This window comes from Amycolatopsis sp. NPDC005961, assembly GCF_040629235.1.
GTDB classification, from domain to species: Bacteria; Actinomycetota; Actinomycetes; order Mycobacteriales; family Pseudonocardiaceae; genus Amycolatopsis; species Amycolatopsis camponoti.
Genome location: NZ_JBEXVF010000001.1, coordinates 282265 through 297866 on the forward strand (window position 1 = coordinate 282265; position 15602 = coordinate 297866).

The 15602-nt window shown below is 72.0% G+C and carries 21 protein-coding genes; 11 read left to right on the forward strand and 10 right to left on the reverse strand.

Features of this window, described 5'->3' with window-relative positions:
• Positions 1 to 13: 13 nt before the first annotated feature.
• From ABZ342_RS01385 to rimP, 3 genes are read right to left on the reverse strand one after another with little or no spacing between them, the layout of a single operon-like run.
• Positions 14 to 409 (reverse strand): YlxR family protein, encoded by a 396-nt coding sequence (locus ABZ342_RS01385; protein WP_360468093.1) that lies wholly within the window; start codon positions 407 to 409, stop codon positions 14 to 16.
• The gene (gene nusA, locus ABZ342_RS01390; protein ID WP_155545951.1) at positions 406 to 1452 is read right to left on the reverse strand and encodes a transcription termination factor NusA; all 1047 of its coding nucleotides are present in this window, start codon (positions 1450 to 1452) and stop codon (positions 406 to 408) included. The genes ABZ342_RS01385 and nusA overlap by 4 nt, the downstream gene beginning before the upstream one ends.
• On the reverse strand, positions 1449 to 1982 hold the full coding sequence (rimP, locus tag ABZ342_RS01395) for a ribosome maturation factor RimP (RefSeq protein WP_155545950.1): 534 nt from the start codon (positions 1980 to 1982) through the stop codon (positions 1449 to 1451). Before rimP ends, nusA begins: the two co-directional genes overlap by 4 nt.
• Before the next feature lie 119 nt (positions 1983 to 2101).
• On the opposite strand from rimP, the gene ABZ342_RS01400 reads away from it, so the two are divergent.
• Entirely contained in the window at positions 2102 to 3034 is a 933-nt protein-coding gene (locus tag ABZ342_RS01400) for a ferritin-like domain-containing protein (protein ID WP_360468094.1), read from the forward strand.
• A 60-nt stretch (positions 3035 to 3094) separates the two neighbouring features.
• Here the strand turns inward: ABZ342_RS01400 and ABZ342_RS01405 are convergent, their stop codons facing one another.
• The 6 genes from ABZ342_RS01405 to ABZ342_RS01430 all read right to left on the reverse strand — a co-directional run bounded on the left by ABZ342_RS01405 (position 3095) and on the right by ABZ342_RS01430 (position 7160).
• Positions 3095 to 3769, reverse strand: coding sequence for a hypothetical protein (locus ABZ342_RS01405; protein ID WP_230862754.1), 675 nt, complete (start codon positions 3767 to 3769; stop codon positions 3095 to 3097).
• 34 nt (positions 3770 to 3803) lie between these two features.
• A complete protein-coding gene (locus ABZ342_RS01410; protein ID WP_360468095.1) occupies positions 3804 to 4817 on the reverse strand; it encodes an aminotransferase class V-fold PLP-dependent enzyme in 1014 nt (337 codons plus the stop codon).
• A gap of 40 nt (positions 4818 to 4857) precedes the next feature.
• On the reverse strand, positions 4858 to 5622 hold the full coding sequence (locus tag ABZ342_RS01415) for an isocitrate lyase/phosphoenolpyruvate mutase family protein (protein ID WP_360468096.1): 765 nt from the start codon (positions 5620 to 5622) through the stop codon (positions 4858 to 4860).
• A 43-nt stretch (positions 5623 to 5665) separates the two neighbouring features.
• Positions 5666 to 6037 carry a helix-turn-helix domain-containing protein gene (locus tag ABZ342_RS01420; protein WP_155545946.1) on the reverse strand — a complete coding sequence of 124 codons (372 nt, stop codon included), beginning with the start codon at positions 6035 to 6037 and terminating at the stop codon, positions 5666 to 5668.
• A 40-nt stretch (positions 6038 to 6077) separates the two neighbouring features.
• Positions 6078 to 6653: a TetR/AcrR family transcriptional regulator gene (locus tag ABZ342_RS01425; RefSeq protein ID WP_360468148.1), complete on the reverse strand. Its 576-nt coding sequence runs from the start codon at positions 6651 to 6653 to the stop codon at positions 6078 to 6080.
• Between the two features lie 66 nt (positions 6654 to 6719).
• Positions 6720 to 7160, reverse strand: a complete 441-nt coding sequence (locus tag ABZ342_RS01430) for an SRPBCC family protein (protein ID WP_360468097.1) — start codon at positions 7158 to 7160, stop codon at positions 6720 to 6722.
• A gap of 23 nt (positions 7161 to 7183) precedes the next feature.
• On the opposite strand from ABZ342_RS01430, the gene ABZ342_RS01435 reads away from it, so the two are divergent.
• From ABZ342_RS01435 to ABZ342_RS01455, 5 genes are all read left to right on the forward strand, one after another.
• Positions 7184 to 7705: a TetR/AcrR family transcriptional regulator gene (locus tag ABZ342_RS01435; RefSeq protein WP_360468098.1), complete on the forward strand. Its 522-nt coding sequence runs from the start codon at positions 7184 to 7186 to the stop codon at positions 7703 to 7705.
• Positions 7706 to 7958: 253 nt separating this feature from the next.
• Positions 7959 to 8363, forward strand: coding sequence for a hypothetical protein (locus ABZ342_RS01440; protein ID WP_360468099.1), 405 nt, complete (start codon positions 7959 to 7961; stop codon positions 8361 to 8363).
• On the forward strand, positions 8360 to 8548 hold the full coding sequence (locus ABZ342_RS01445; protein ID WP_155545942.1) for a hypothetical protein: 189 nt from the start codon (positions 8360 to 8362) through the stop codon (positions 8546 to 8548). Before ABZ342_RS01440 ends, ABZ342_RS01445 begins: the two co-directional genes overlap by 4 nt.
• Before the next feature lie 45 nt (positions 8549 to 8593).
• Positions 8594 to 9280 carry a response regulator transcription factor gene (locus ABZ342_RS01450; RefSeq protein WP_155545941.1) on the forward strand — a complete coding sequence of 229 codons (687 nt, stop codon included), beginning with the start codon at positions 8594 to 8596 and terminating at the stop codon, positions 9278 to 9280.
• The gene (locus tag ABZ342_RS01455) at positions 9277 to 10665 is read left to right on the forward strand and encodes a HAMP domain-containing sensor histidine kinase (protein WP_360468100.1); all 1389 of its coding nucleotides are present in this window, start codon (positions 9277 to 9279) and stop codon (positions 10663 to 10665) included. The genes ABZ342_RS01450 and ABZ342_RS01455 overlap by 4 nt, the downstream gene beginning before the upstream one ends.
• On the opposite strand, the gene ABZ342_RS01460 is transcribed toward ABZ342_RS01455, so the two are convergent.
• Complete coding sequence (locus tag ABZ342_RS01460; protein WP_360468101.1) at positions 10613 to 11065, reverse strand: ester cyclase; 453 nt, start codon at positions 11063 to 11065, stop codon at positions 10613 to 10615. The genes ABZ342_RS01455 and ABZ342_RS01460 overlap by 53 nt on opposite strands.
• 80 nt (positions 11066 to 11145) lie before the next feature.
• Here ABZ342_RS01460 and ABZ342_RS01465 point away from each other — a divergent pair, with 80 nt between their 5' ends.
• The 5 genes from ABZ342_RS01465 (at position 11146) to ABZ342_RS01485 (ending at position 15593) form a co-directional block, all read left to right on the forward strand.
• Positions 11146 to 11688 (forward strand): TetR/AcrR family transcriptional regulator, encoded by a 543-nt coding sequence (locus ABZ342_RS01465; RefSeq protein WP_155545938.1) that lies wholly within the window; start codon positions 11146 to 11148, stop codon positions 11686 to 11688.
• 247 nt (positions 11689 to 11935) lie between these two features.
• A complete protein-coding gene (locus ABZ342_RS01470; RefSeq protein WP_360468102.1) occupies positions 11936 to 12841 on the forward strand; it encodes a LysR family transcriptional regulator in 906 nt (301 codons plus the stop codon).
• Between the two features lie 118 nt (positions 12842 to 12959).
• Positions 12960 to 14105, forward strand: a complete 1146-nt coding sequence (locus ABZ342_RS01475) for a CoA transferase (RefSeq protein WP_360468103.1) — start codon at positions 12960 to 12962, stop codon at positions 14103 to 14105.
• Between the two features lie 13 nt (positions 14106 to 14118).
• Positions 14119 to 14862, forward strand: a complete 744-nt coding sequence (locus tag ABZ342_RS01480; RefSeq protein WP_360468104.1) for a crotonase/enoyl-CoA hydratase family protein — start codon at positions 14119 to 14121, stop codon at positions 14860 to 14862.
• A complete protein-coding gene (locus ABZ342_RS01485; RefSeq protein ID WP_360468105.1) occupies positions 14859 to 15593 on the forward strand; it encodes an acetoacetate decarboxylase in 735 nt (244 codons plus the stop codon). Before ABZ342_RS01480 ends, ABZ342_RS01485 begins: the two co-directional genes overlap by 4 nt.
• Positions 15594 to 15602: the final 9 nt, after the last annotated feature.

Below are 15602 nucleotides of genomic sequence, written 5' to 3' on the forward strand. Positions count from 1 at the left end.
CATGGCTTCAGCTTCACGGCTGACTCATGACGGGTCGACCTGCTTCCTTCGTTTCTCCCGAAGCCGGGGACGTCCCGGCTTCGTGGTGCCTAGTGCGCTCGACGTGCTCACGGACCTCCTGGACGTCGAGCGCTCCCGGAGCCCGCAGGGCCCTCGGGAAAGCTCGCCGCCGTTCGGCCTTGGCCAGGCAGTCCGGGTCGGGGTGCAACCAGGCCCCCCTACCGGGGAGCCGACGACGTCCGTCGACGACCACCCGTCCGGCCACCGCGACCACGCGCGACAGCTCACCGATCAAGGCCCGCCGCTTGCAGCCGACACAAGTCCGCACCGGGGATTCTCGGTGGGGCTGGTGCTCGGCTACCCGCCGCGGGCTTCGAACCACTCCTGAGTCTAGCGCTTCGACCTTCACTCAGCCGAACCGGTTGTCGCGGCGGGCCGCGACGGACCGGCGTGGTCTTGATCACCCTCGTCGTCCACCGGCGCGGCATCGCTGCGGATGTCGATCCGCCAGCCGGTCAGGCGGGCGGCCAGGCGGGCGTTCTGGCCCTCCTTGCCGATCGCCAGCGACAGCTGGAAGTCCGGCACCACGACGCGGGCGGTCTTCGCCCGCTCGTCCACTACTCGTACTGAGACAACCTTCGCCGGCGACAGGGCATTCCCCACGAACCGGGCCGGGTCCTCCGAGTAGTCGATGATGTCGATCTTCTCGCCGGCCAGCTCGCTCATCACGTTGCGCACGCGCGCGCCGACCGGGCCGATGCAGGCGCCCTTGGCGTTCACGCCCGCCACGGTGGACTTCACGGCGATCTTCGTGCGGTGCCCCGGCTCGCGCGCGACGGCGGCGATCTCGACCGTTCCGTCGGCGATCTCCGGGACCTCCAGCGCGAACAGCTTGCGCACGAGGTTCGGGTGCGAGCGCGAGAGCGTGATCTGCGGGCCGCGGTTGCCGCGCGAGACGGTGACCACGTACGCCTTGATCCGGCTGCCGTGCTCGTACGACTCGCCGGCCACCTGCTCCGCCGACGGCAGCACGCCCTCGGTGTCACCCACCTGGACCACGACCATGCCGCGGGCGTTGGCGCGGGCGTCGCGCTGGATCACGCCGGCGACGATCTCGCCCTCCTTGGTGGAGAACTCGCCGAAGGTCTTCTCGTGCTCCGCGTCGCGCAGCCGCTGCAGGATGACCTGGCGCGCGGTGGTGGCGGCGATCCGCCCGAAGCCCTCGGGAGTGTCGTCCCACTCCTCGTCGGTCTCGCCCTCGTGGGTCAGCGTGCGCGCGAGCACGCGCACCAGGCCGGTCTTGTGGTCGATGTCGATGCGGGCGTGCGGCTGGTGCCCCTCGGTGTGCTTGTACGCGGTGAGCAAGGCCGTCTCGATGGCCTCGATCACCGTCTCGAAGGGGATGTCCTTGTCCCGTTCGATCGCCCGCAGCGCGGCGATGTCGACGTTCACTTCGACCCCTTCTCCGTCTCGGCGGCGATCATGCCGGACGCGTCGTCTTCGAGCAGTTTCAGGTCCTCGGCGGGCGGCTGCTTGAACTCGATCTCCACGACCGCCTTCGCCACCTCGGCGTAGCGGACGTCGCGGATCTTGCCGCCTTCGAGGACGCGGGCGGCGTCCGCGCCCGCGTGACCGACCCGGCCGATGAAAGCCGCGCCTTCCGCCGGGGTGACCTTCACCAGGCGGAAGCGCGCGCGGCGCCAGTGCCGCCGCTCGGTGAGCGGGCGGTCGAGCCCCGGTGAGGTGACTTCCAGCGTGTACGCGCTCGCGAGCACGTGCTCGTTTTCGTCGAGTGCCGCCGAGACCTTGCGGCTGACCTCGGCGACCTCGTCCAGCCCGACACCGTCGTCGGCGTCGACGACGACCTTGACCAGCTGCCGCCGGCCGGCCTGCTGCACCTCGAACGAATCGAGGTCGAAACCCGCGGCGGTGACGGCTTCGGCCACTATCGGCTGAAGCCGGCTGGCGAGTTCTCCTGGCACGTGGGGCTCTCCTTGGTTCGGGCTGGGGTTGCGGGTCGGTGGTGGACCAGCTTATCCGGTCGCCCCCTCGGCACGCGCGAGCGGCGGTGGCGGCCCGGGGCCTGGCAGGATGGGCCGACGTGACCGGAAGACCGACCGACCTGACCCGTCGTGCCGCCCTCCGCGCGGGGGCGCTGGCCGCGCTGGCCGTCCCCTTGGCGGCGTGCGGGCCCGGCTACGACGAAAGCCCCGACCCGCTGCAGCCGCTGCTGGCCGCCGCCGAGGCGGACGCCGCCGCCGCGCGAGCGCTGGCCAAGGGCGGCGACGCCGACGCCGCCGGCCAGCTCGCCGACGCGCGCGCGGCGCACGCGGCCGCGCTGAAGTCCGAAGTGGACCGGCTGAACCGGCCGAAACCGTCGCCGTCCCCGGCGCCCCCGGCGCCGGCCGCCCTCGGCGACCTCAAGGAGCGGCTGGCGACCGCGCGCAAGCAGGCCGAAGACCTCGTCGGCGGGCTGCCGCGCTACCGCGCCGGGATCGTCGCGGCGGTGGCGGCGGGCTGCGCGGCGCTCCAGCGCACCGCCCCGGCGCTGGGCCCGGGCGAGGACGCCCCGGCGATCGCCGGGTCGGCCGCCGCCGTGCCCGCGGAGGCGGTGGACCCGCTGCAGACCGCGCTCGCCGCCGAGCACGCCGCCGTCTGGGTGTACGGGCTGGTCAGCGCGTTCCTGCCGGACGACTTCGCCGAAGGCGAGAAGGCGGGCGCGGCGGAGCACGCCGTCCGCCGCGACCTGCTGCAGACGATGCTGGCCGCCTCCGGGGCGACGCCTGTCGCGCCCGAAGCGGCGTACGTGCCGAAGAAGCCGGTGACGGACGCGAAGTCGGCGTCGCTGGTGGTCGCGACGGCCGAGGCCGACTGCGCGTCGGCGTGGCTGGCGGTGGTGAACCACACCGACGACAAGGCCCTGCGCACGACCGCGTTGCACGCGCTGGTGGCGGCGTCGCGGCGCGGCACGCCGTGGCGGTCCGAGGCGGGCGAGAAGCCGGTGGCGATCGCCATGCCCGGCCAGGCGAGCTGAGCCCCTGCCGAAAGCCGTGAAGGCCTTCTTGCCGGCCTTCACGGCTTTCGGGAGAGCGGGTCAGCCCTTGAGGTCGGCCGAGAGGCGCACGGCGTCGTCCGCGATGGCCTCGATCAGCTTCTTGTCCTTGTGCTTCGCGTAGAAGTCGGCCAGCACGATCGTCGTGTTCGTGCCGTCCACGCTCGACGCGTACGCCGCGTCCGAACCGCTCACGCTCGGGACGTCGTCGCCGGTGAACGTCTTGTCCTTCACCAGGTCCGTGACGTTGCCGGTGCCGTCCTGCTCGGTCAGCGTCTTGAGCGCCTTCGCCTTCGTCGAGTCCGGCATCCCGACCAGCACCACCGACACCAGCGCCTTCGCGCCGCCCGACTCCGTCGTGTAGAGCGCGCGGACCAGCGACTGGCACTCGTTGTCCTGGAAGAAGTCGTGCGTCTTGCCGTACGACTTCGTGGCGCACTCGTTGGACTTCGCCGGCCCGGCCACCAGCGTGAACTGGTACTTCCCGGTGTTCTGGGCCGGCGGCTGCGCGACCGGCTCGTCGGGCGTCGAGTCGTGCCGGATCAGGAACCACAGCAGCCCGGAGACGACGGCGATCGCGACCAGCCCGGCGCCCCTGAGCAGCAGGGACCGGGTGTCGCGCGCCGGCGGTCCCGGCACGGGCGGCCGGGGCTGCGGGGGCACCGCGCCCAGCGGGGCCGTGTCGGACGGGCCTGGGGTGAAATGCGCACCAACCACGGGGCCATACGGTAGTTCACCCGCTCAGCCGCGTTCACTCGAATGCGGGTAAGACGCGTTCGACGTCGTCAGCGGTGTTGTAGAGGTGGAAGCCGACGCGCACCCGGCCGCCCCGGACGCTCGAGACGATCCCCGCCGCCGCGACCCGCTCCGGATCGGCGTCGAGCGAGACGATCGCGCTGCCGCGCGGGGGCAGTCCGAGCTTCTCGAGCAGCTGGTCGGCCAGGCCGCTGTTGTGCGCTTCGACCTGCGCGAGGTCGAGGCCGCCGAGGTACTCCAGCGCGGCCGCCGCGCCGACCTGGGCGAGCCAGACCGGCGAGAGGTCGAACGCGCGGGCGTCGCCGGCCAGGCGCAGCGGCAGGCCGTAGACCGTGGCCCACGGGTCGTCCCCCGCGTACCAGTTCGCCGCGACCGCCCGGGTGCGCTCGTGCGCGTCCGGCCGCACGGCGAGCCACGCGCAGCCGCGCGGCGACAGCAGCCACTTGTAGCCCGCCGCGACCACCCAGTCCGCCCAGGCGACCTCCAGCGGCAGCCAGCCCACGGCCTGGGTGGCGTCGAGCAGCACCGCGGCCCCGGCGGCCTCGGTGGCGGCCCGCAGCGCGGGGAGGTCCGCGATCCGGCCGTCGGCGGACTGGACGACGCTCGCCGCGACGACGTCGTGGCCCTCGACCCGCTCGGGCAGCAGGTCCAGCGGCACCTCGGTCACCGTGACACCGGGAGTGGCCGCGAAGGGGAAGGTCACGCTGGTGAAGTCCCCTTCGGCGGCGAGCACGCGGGTGCCGGTGGGCAGCGCGGCGGCGACGTTCGCGACCAGCTGCGAGACCGACGCGCCGATCGCGACGCGCCCGGGTTCGACGCCGAGCAGCCGCGCGAACCCGGCCCGGGACCGGTCGACGTACTGGTCGAACTCCCCGGGCCGGGTCGCGCCGGTCCGCCAGCGTTCGACCGACCCGGCCACCGCGGCGGCCACCGGCGCGGGCGGGATGCCCACGCTGGGCGTGTTCAGGTAGCCGGGCGGGACGGCGAAGTCGGTTCCGAAGGCGCGCATGCCCCGACCCAAGCAGACCGGGGCAACCCGTTTACGGCGTTTACGGCAGTAGCGCGACGACGTCGGCGTAGCTCGGCGGGCTCAGCGGGAGGTCACCGCCGTCACGGACCGCCAGCGCCGTGCCGGCCGCCGCCGCGAGGGCGGCGCGGTAGGGCAGCGAACCCAGGCTGACCCGCGCGACGCCCAGCTCCGCCAGCCCGGCGAAGGTGACCTTCCCGGGCAGGAACAGCAGGTTGACCGGGAGCCCGGCGGCGACGATCCGCTCGACGTCCGCGGGGTCGGCCAGGCCGGGCACGAAGACGCCGTCGGCGCCGGCTTCCGCGTAGGCCTTCACGCGTTCTTCGGCGGAGTCGATCGAGCGGTCGCCGGACCAGTGGGTGTCCGTGCGGGCGTTGAGGAACAGCTCCGGGACACGGACCTTCACCGCCTTGACCAGCGCTTTGTGGTGTTCGACCGGCGCGAGCGAGCCGTCGGCACGGCCGTCTTCGAGGTTGACGCCGACGGCACCGGCGTCGGCGAGTTCGGCGGCCAGGTCGGCGACGGCGGCGGGGTCGGCGCTGAAGCCGTCGGCGATGTCGACGCTGACCAGGACGTCCAGCCGGGCCAGACGGCGGGTGAGGGCGACGGTGGCGTCCCTTGTCGAGGGGGCGCCGTCGGGCTCCCCGGCCGCCGCGGACACGCCGAGGCTGGTCGTGCCGAGGGCGCGAAACCCCTGTGCGGCAAGGAAAGCGCCGACGCCGAACTCCCACGCGTTCGGCAGCAGCAGCGGGGCACCGGGCACGTGCAGGGCACGGAATTCGTCCATGGCTTCGAATCTAGGTGCGCGACGCTTCGGCGAACGCCGAACCTCAGGCCGACGCGGGGGTGTGCTCCGCGTCGTAGGCGTCCCGGGCTTCCTGGACCGCCGTCATGTGCTGCCTCGCCCACTGGTCCAGCACCTCCAGCGGCTCGGACAGGTTGCGGCCCAGCGTCGTCAGCTCGTACTCCACCTTCGGCGGGATCACCGCGTACGCCGTGCGGGTCAGGATCCCGTCGCGGACCAGGCTGCGCAGCGTCTGGGTCAGGACCTTCTGCGAGATCCCGTCGACCCGGTGCCCGATCTCGGTGAACCGCAGCGGCCCGTCCCTCAGTGCGCCGACGATCAGCACCGTCCACTGGTCGCCGATGCGGTCGAGCAGCTGGCGGGTCGGGCAGTTGCGGTCGTACGGGTTCGACAGCACAGCGCGTCTCCTTACTTTCCCAGGGAGAGTAACACGCCATTCAGGCGGTAGCGGCCATCAAGGTCGTGAACAGCAGGCGCAGGTGCCGGCGGCCGCGCTCCCAGCGGGCCTCCAGCTCGTCCTGGTCCCGCGTCGCCCAGCTCGCGATGAGGATGCCGCGCACGACGTCCATCGCCGTGTACACCGCGTGCAGGAACTCGTGGTGCGCCGCGTGCTCCGGCAGCAGCGCCTTGCCGAACTCGACCAGGCTGGACGTCGCGATCGGCTCGACCACCGCCATCTGGCGCCGCAGGTCGGCGTCCGTGCGGGAGGCGACCCACAGCTCGACCGTCGCCGAGAACACCGGCCCCTGGTGCATCTCCCACATCAGCTGCAGCGCGTCGCCGACCGGGTCGCTGGACGCGCGCAGCCGGTCGAGCTCGGCCATCGCGACCTCGGTGCGCTTCTCGGCCAGGTGCCGGATCGCCGAGGTCACCAGGTCGGCCTTCGTCGGGAAGTGGTGCACCTGCGCGCCGCGCGTGACGCCGGCGCGGTCGGCCACCCGCGTGGTCGTCGTGCCCGCGTAGCCGTACTCGACGAGGCAGTCGATCGTCGCGTCGAGCAGCCGGACGCGCATCGCCGCGCTGCGTTCCTCCTGGGTGCGGCCGGTCGATCCCCGTCGTGGCGCTGACATGCGCCCACTTTATGGGGCCGCGCGCACCCCGGCCGCGTCGACCAGCCCGGCGACCACGCGTCCGATGAAGCGGCCGAGGAACCGGCGGTAGAACCAGCCGGTGCCGGGGATCTTCGCCGTGAACGTCGAGTGCCAGTGGATCTCCGTGCCGCCGTCCACCGGGGTCAGGTCGACGTAGGCGACGTAGTCCCGCAGCGGCAGGCCGTGGTCCAGTGCGTAGCCGAACCGGCGGCCGGGTTCGAGCGCGACGATCTTCTCGTACGAGCGGATGCCGCCGGTCCGGAACAGCCGGACGGCGCCGAGGCCCTCCGGTTCGTCCGCACCCTCGCTGACCAGCTCGAACGACCCCAGGGGCGACCAGCGGGGCCAGCTCGCGCCGTCCCGCAGCAGCGCGTACACGGTGTCGGCGTCCGCGGCCGCGACCCCGCGGACCGAGATTCTCTGTACCATTTGGTACGTGTACCATTTGGTACATGATCGACGCAAGCCCGCGCGCGAAGCTCCTCGACGCGGCGATCGACCGCATCGCCCACCACGGCGGCGCGAGTAAGAGCCTGCGGGCGCTGGCCACCGACCTCGGCACCAGCCACCGCATGCTGATCTACCACTTCGGCTCCAAGGAAGGCCTGCTCACGGCCGTGGCGCGCGAGGTCGAAGCCCGCCAGCGAGCGGCGCTGGCCGGCCTGGACCCGGCGGAGTTCTGGCGCCGGCTGACGGCGGACGACCTGCGCGCCAACGAAAAGCTCTTCTTCCAGCTCTACGGCCAGGCCCTGGGCGGCACCCCGGGAACGGCCGAGTTCCTCGACGGCGTCATCGAGGACTGGCTGGCCCCGATCGAGGCACTGCTGGCCGAGCGCGGAGTTCCCGAAGCCGACCGGCCAGCGCAGGCGCGCCTCGGCCTGGCCGTGACGCGCGGGCTGCTGCTGGACCTCGTGACGACGGGCGACCTGGACGCCGTGAACGCGGCGATGGAGCAGTTCGCAGCACGCTACTGACACGCAAGGGTCACGAAGAACGAGGACGAGCGAGAACCCAGACCTCCCCCGCACCCCGATCCGAAGCCAGAACACGGCCGGCGGCGCCGGGTCAAGGCATCTTTCCCGCCTTGACGCGGTGCGGCCGGCCGTAGTCACAATCAAGCTTCGGGGTGCCGGCCCGGCCTTACAAACCCCGAACACTGAGCGGACGCCCTCCGAACACCGCCCCGCGAAAGTTCTCCCCGTAAGCACCTCACCCAAGGGAGACACGATGCGAGGAACCACCTGGACGCGGCTGGCGCTGGCGGGCTGCGGGAGCGCGGCCTGCCTGCTGGTGGCGGCGCCGCTGGCCTCGGCCCAGACGACGTCGCCGGCGCCGGTCGCGCCGATCACGCTCAGCCCCGAGGAGTCGCAGCAGGTCTGCGGCGACTGGGTGCCGAAGCTGCAGAAGAAGGCCGACAACCTGCAGAAGCGCATCAACGGCGGTCCGGAGGTGGCCGGCTCGGTCGCCAACCTCAAGGCCCGCGCCCAGGACCAGCGCACCGCCGGGCACGAGGACCGCGCCAAGAAGCTCGACGACCGCGTCACCAAGCGTCAGGGCAAGATCGGTGAGCTGACCACGGCGAAGCAGAAGCTCGACGCCTTCGCGTCCGCGCACTGCAAGCCGGCCAAGTGAGGGGCGCGAGGGTCGCGGCGGCGGTCGGGGCCGCCGCGCTCATCGCGCTCGGCTGCTCGGCCTGCCGCGACAACCTGATGGGCTCGCCGGACTCCGGCACCTCCCCGGCGTCGTCCGAGCTGAGCGGGGTCGAGTCGACGCTGAACGGCATCGAATCCGACATGAACAGCGATGGCTCGCCCTGACCGGCTAGCGTCTCCTCGTCTGTGACGGCGGAGACGGGAGCGGGTATGGGGTCACCGGGGCGCGGCCTCGTCCTCGTGGTCGAGGACGAGGCCGCGATCGCCGAACTGGCGGCGCTCTACCTCAAGCGCGACGGCTTCGGCGTGCACGTCGAGCCGGACGGCGGCCGGGCGCTCGACGCCGTCCGGCGGCTCAAGCCGGTGGCCATCGTGCTCGACATCGGACTGTCCGGAATGGACGGTATCGAGATCTGCAAGACGCTGCGCGCGGGCGGGGACTGGACGCCGGTGCTGTTCGTCACCGCCCGCGACGACGAGCTGGACCGCCTGCTGGGCCTGGAGATCGGCGCCGACGACTACCTGACGAAGCCGTTCAGCCCGCGCGAGCTGGCCGCCCGGGTCCGGACGGTGCTGCGGCGCGCGTCGGGGGCGGCACCGGCTGCCGAGACGTTCGCCGTGGGCGGCGCGCGCGTCGACCTCACCAGCCGCCGCGCCTGGGCCGGAGACGCCGAGGTTTCCCTGACGTCCACCGAGTTCGACCTCCTCACGCACCTGCTCCGGCACCCGGGGCAGGTGCTTTCGCGCGACCAGCTGCTGAGCGCCGTCTGGGGCTACGCCGCCGCGGCCGGCACGCGGACGGTGGACGTCCACGTGGCGCAGCTGCGGGCGAAACTGGGTGCGTCGAGTCCGATCCGGACGGTCCGCGGCATCGGCTACGCGGCGGACCAGGCATGAGGTACCGCGGCACCCTGGCCGGGCGGATCACGCTGGTCTGCCTCGCCGTCGCGGGCGTGGCGGTGATCGTCGCGGGGCTCGTCGCGGCCCGGCTGATCCGGACGACGGCGGACAACGTGCTGCAGTCGTCGCTGGCCGCGCAGGCCGACGTCGTCGCGTCGCAGCTCGACGAGACCGGCATCGGGAACCGGCTCGGCGTCGGCAAGGTGGCCGACGTCGTGCGCGGGCAGGGCATCTCAGTGGTGGTCCGGCGCGCGGGCGGGCCGGCGGCCGGCGACGCGGTCGCCGTGCAGGCCGCGGGCAAGCTCGGGCTCGGCGCGGACCACTCCGGGCGCGTCACGGCCGGCGGCGCGCAGTACCTCGTCGAGACGCGGGTGGTCGGCACGCGCGGGGCGGCGTTCGCGCTGGTGCAGCCGGCTCGCAGTGCGGAAGCGACGCAACGCGCGCTGGTGCGCAGCATCGCGCTGGCGCTGGGCATCGGGCTGCTGGTGGCCGCGCTCGCGGGCTGGTTCTCGGGCCGGCTGCTCGGCCGTCCGCTGCGGCGGGCCGCACTGGCCGCGGGATCGCTGCGGGCGGGCCGGCGCGACGTCCGGGTGCCGGTGGAGGGGCCGCGCGAGGTGGCGGAGGTCGCCGGGTCGCTGAACTCGCTGGCCGACGCGCTGGCCGTGAGCGAAGCGCGGCAGCGGGACTTCCTGCTGTCGGTGTCGCACGAGCTGCGAACGCCGCTGACCGCCGTGACGGGGTTCGCCGAGGCGATCGCGGACGGCGTCGCGACCGGTCCCGACGCGGTCCGGGCCGGTCAGACGATCCAACGCGAGGCTGTGCGGCTGGAGCGGCTGGTGACGGACCTGCTGGAGCTGGCCCGGCTGGGGGCCGACGAGTTCCGGCTGGACGTCGCGTCGCTGGACCTGGGTGCGCTGGTGCGCGACTGCGCCGACGTCTGGCAGCTGCGGTGCGCGCGGGAGGACGTGCGGTTGTCCGTTTCGGTGCCGTCTTCGCCGGTCCCGGTCCTGGCGGACGCGCGGCGGCTGCGTCAGGTGGTCGACGGGCTGGCGGAGAACGCATTGCGGGTGACCCCGGCCGGCGCGCCCATGGTGTTTTCGCTGTCGGTGTCCGGTGCTTCCGCTCACGTTTCGATCCGCGACGGCGGCCCCGGCCTGGCGCCGGAGGACTACGCGGTGGCGTTCGAGCGCGGCGTGCTGAACGCCCGCTACCGCGACCGCCGTCCGGTCGGGTCGGGCATCGGGCTGGCCCTGGTCCACGGCCTGGTCACGCGCATGGGCGGAACCCTGACCGCGGGCCCGGCCCCGGAGGGCGGCGCGGCGTTCACGATCACGTTCCCCCTAGCGGCGTCGGACGCGACGGTTCCCCTGCACCTGGGCTGACCGGCGGGGCCAGCTGGGCCGCGCGGTCCGTCACGTCCATCAGGGCCCAGTGCTCGACGACCCGGCCGTCGCGGACGCGGATCATGTCCATGCTGGTCACGGCGTAGCTGCGGCCGGTCGAGCGCTGCGTTCCCGTGCTCGTGTAGCGGTTGACCGAAAACTCGCCGTCGGCGACGTTCTGCTCGACCCGCACGCCGACGTCGCGAAAGTCCGCGAAGAACTCGCCGCCGAGCATGGCCTCCCACTTCGCGCGCCAGGCGTCGATGCCGTGGTGGTCGCCGCCCGCGCCGCCGCGGTGGTCGACCACCTGCGGGTCGATGTAGCGCAGGCCTTCGGCGACGCTCTGTGCGGTGAACGGCGTCAACGCGACCAAGCGGCGGTGGACCTCGGCGGCGTCCATGCTTACTCCTCAAGTGGGGAGTTCCCCGGTTAGTGTTCCGCTACGCTAACCGGGGACATCCCCACTTGGCAAGGAGCAGCATGACCGCACGGGCCCGCCGATCGGACGCCCGGGACAACCAGGCGCTCGTGCTCGCCGCGGCGAAGGAGGTCTTCGCCGAAGACGGCCCGGACGCGCCGCTCGACCGCATCGCCCGTCGCGCCGGCGTCGGCAACGCCACCCTGTACCGGCACTTCCCGAACCGGCGCGAGCTGGTCGTCGCGGTGTACGCCGACGAAGTCGCGGAGCTGAGAAGCCGCGCGGACCTCGACGCCGACTACCCCGGCGAAGCGCTCTTCGCCTGGCTCGGGCTGTTCGTCGAGCACGTGCGGACGAAGCGCGCCCTCGCGCTTTCGCTGACCGATCCGGCGGGGGACCACGAGAGCCTGTTCGCCGGCTGGCACGCGGCGATGAACACGACCGCCGCCGCCCTGCTCGACCGCGCGCGGACCGCCGGGGCGGTGGCCGTCGACGTCACCGAGCTGGACCTCCTCCTGCTCGCCACGGGCATCGCGTTGTCCGGCGCCGGACCCCGCACGCCCCACCTCCTGGGGATGGTCCGCCGAGGCGCGTCGCCCCCCTGAACACCCGTGTCGTCCGTCCAGGCACACGTGTCGTCCGTCCAGACACACGTGTCGTCCGTTCCGGCACGCGCGTCGTCCGTTCCGGCACACGGAACTCGCGTGATCGGAGACGGAACTGGCGTGATCGGAGGGTCAACTCGCGTGTCTGGAGGGTCAACTCGCGTGTCTGGAGGAACGACACGCGTACCGGAGTGGACGACACGCGTACCTGGGAGGACGACACGGTGCGGGCCGTAGGGTCGAGGTCATGGAGATGCTGCACCTGCGCTACTTCGTCGCGGTCGCCGAGGAACTGAACTTCTCCGCGGCCGCGCGGAAGCTGCACATGGCCGCCTCCCCGCTCAGCCAGCGGATCAAGGACCTCGAGCACGAGCTGGGGCAGCAGCTGTTCGAGCGCAGCACCCACCACGTCACGCTCACCGCCGCCGGGGCCGCGCTGCTGCCGCTCGCCCGGGACGTCCTCGAGCAGGTCAACGCCATTCCTTGGCGGCTCAAGGAGGCGACCGAGCCGCAGCGCAGCACCGTTTTCCTCGGCATGCCCGCCGGGGTGCACCCCGACCTGCGGGACCGCGTCAACACCCTCGCCGGGCGCGTTCGCGAACGGTACGAGCTGAAGCGCTGGCCCGGCACCACCGCCGACCTCGTCCAGGGCGTGCACGAGGGCAAGCTCGCCCTCACGCTGGCCCGGCTGCCGGTCACCGATCCCGCGCTCGACCAGGTGCCGGTGATGTCGGAACGGCTCGGCGCGGTCGTCCCGGCCGATCTCTTCGCCGGCCGGGACTCGGTGAGCCTCGCCGAGCTGACCGAATTCCCGTACGTGGCCTCACCTGGGGAAATCACGCCGGCGTACTTCGACCAGCTCGACCACCAATTGAACGAGCTCGGCATCAAGAAACGCATTCGCCTGACCAATACCGGCTACGGCGGGACGTCGGAAATAATTTCCAGCGGCGAAGCCTTTTCCATTTCCATGCTCGACGACAAGAGCCCGATGCACGGTTACCGGCTCGACAACGTCATCGTCCTCCCCTTCACCGACTTCCGCCCCCAGCTGGACACCGGCCTGCTCTGGCGCCGCGACCGCACCGACGGCGACCTGCGTGAGCTCGTCGAAGCCGCGAAAGACGTCTTCAAAAACCCGATCACCACCTAGACAAATGGTATGACCACCGCGGTCATACCATTGTTCGCATCATGATCATTCCCTTTCGCGCCGCCCGCGCCTACGTTCGTAAGTAGAGCGAAACAGCAAGGCGCGAAAGGACGAAAAGATGACGAACAGCACCGGCCCGCTCGACGGCGTGCGTGTGATCGACCTCTCCACCGTGGTGATGGGCCCGTACGCGGCCCAGATCCTCGGCGACCTGGGCGCCGACGTGATCAAGATCGAGTCCCCCGCGGACACCGTGCGGGTGGGCCAGTACCGCACCACGCCGGGCATGACGCCGCTGAACCTGAACGTCAACCGCAACAAGCGCAGCGTGGCCCTCAACCTCAAGGACGAAACCGAGCGCGAGCAGGCGCTCAAGCTGATCGACACCGCCGACGTGCTGATCACCAACATGCGCCCCGGCGCGCTGAGCCGCCTCGGGCTGAACTACGCCGACGTCGCCGAGCGCAACCCGCGCCTGGTCTACGCCCACGCGCAGGGCTTCCGCGGCGACTCCGACCGCGCCGGCAACGCCGCCTACGACGAGACCGTGCAGGCCTCCTCCGGCCTGGTCGACGTCACCAACCGGGCGCTGGGCGAGCCGGTCTACCTGCCGACGATCATCGGCGACAAGGTGTCGTCGCTGACCATCGCCTACTGCGTGCTCGCCGCGCTGGTGCACCGCGACAAGACCGGCCAGGGCCAGCAGATCGAGATCCCGATGACGGACACGCTGCTCGCGTTCAACCTGGTCGAGCACCTCGCCGGGCACACCTACGAGCCGGCCGAAGGTCCCACCGGGTTCGCGCTGTCGATGACGAAGGGCCACGCCGCGGTCCGCACCAAGGACGGCCTCGCCTGCGTCATCCCCTACAACCCGAAGAACTTCCGCGACTTCTTCGCCGCGGCCGAGCGCCCCGACCTCGCGCAGGACCCGCGCGTGAACGGCGAGGCCATCGACCGCGTCGACAACGAGTGGCTGACCGAGCAGATCGCCGCGTGCGCCCCGGCGCTGACCACCGAAGAGTGGGCCGAGGTCTGCGCGAAGCACAGCATCCCGATGGCGCCGGTGCTCGAACTGGACCGCGCGCACGAGGACCCGTACGTCCGCGACGGCCACCTGCTCGACACCGTCGAGCACCCGAGCGAGGGCGCCATCCGCACGGTCGGCATCCCGGTGAAGTTCTCCGCGACGCCCGGCTCGATCCGCCGCCTGGCCCCGCTGGCCGGCCAGGACACCGCCGAAGTCCTCGCCGAGCTGAACTGAGAGAAGCAAGACCATGAGTGAAGTACGCACCGAACGGATCGGCAGCACCCTGCTGATCACTATCGACCGGCCGCAGGCCCGCAACGCGGTCAACGCCGCCGTCGCGACCCAGCTGGCCGCCGCCCTCGACGACCTCGAGAGCGACCCCACGCTCCGGGCGAGTGTCCTCACCGGCGCCGAGAACACCTTCAGCGCCGGGATGGACCTCAAGGCCGCCCTCAAGGGCGAGTCCCCGGAGATCCCGGGACGCGGGTTCGGGGGCCTGACCGAAGCCGAGCTGGCCAAGCCGCTGATCGCCGCCGTCGAAGGGTTCGCGATGGGTGGCGGGTTCGAACTGGCGCTGGGCTGCGACCTCATCGTCGCCGCCGATGACGCCAAGTTCGGCCTCCCGGAAGTGAAGCGCGGCCTGATCGCCGCCGGTGGTGGCGTGCTCCGGCTGCCGAAGCGGATCCCGCACCACCTGGCGATGGAGTTCCTGCTGACCGGCGAGCCGGTCACCGGCCGTCGCGCCGGCGAGCTGGGCCTGGTCAACCGCGTGACGCCGGCCGGTGACGCCGCCGCCGTCGCGCTCCAGCTGGCCGAGAAGCTGGCGGAGAACGCACCTCTGGCGCTCGCCGCCGTCAAGAAGATCGTGCGCGCGGCGGATCCGAAAGCCGTGCAGCGCGAAGAAATCAAGAAGCTGATGCAGTCCCGAGACGTCCGCGAGGGCATGACCGCCTTCGCCGAGCGCCGCGCTCCGAAGTGGACAGGCGAATGAAGATCGAAGAAGTCCGGCAGCACGTGACCACTCCCCTGACCGCCCCGGCGTTCGCGCCGGTGGTCCCGAGGTTCACGAACCGCGAGTACCTGAACATCGTCTACCGGACCGACGCCGACGCCCTGCGCGCCGTCGTCCCGGAGCCGCTGACGGTCGAAGAACCGTTGGTGCGCTTCGAGGTCATGAAGATGGGCGACGTCTCCGGCTACGGCCCGTACACCGAGTCCGGCCAGGCGATCGAGGTCAGCTTCGACGGCGAGCGCGGCGAGTACCTGCACGCGATGTACCTCGACAACTTCCCGGCGACGGCGTCCGGCCGCGAGGTCAGCGCGTACCCGAAGACCGTCGGGTCGCCGAACCTCTATGTCGACAACGGCGTTCTCGTGGGCACGCTGGACTACGGGACGCTCCGGGTGGCGACCGCGACCATGGGCTACAAGCACCACGAACTGGACGCCCGCGCGGCCGACCAGCAGATCACGGTCCCGACGTTCATGCTCAAGACGATCCCCGGCTACGACGGCGCGCCCCGCGTGCAGGAGCTGGTCCGCACCGAGATCACCGACGTCGTGGTCAAGGAGGCCTACACCGGCCCCGCGCGGCTGCAGCTGTTCCAGCACGTCCTGGCCCCGCTGGCCGACCTGCCGGTGCTGGAGGTCGTCTCCGCGAGCCACATCCTCACCGACCTGACGCTCGCCCCGGTCAAGCCGGTCTTCGACTACCTCACCTGAAGGGAGCGC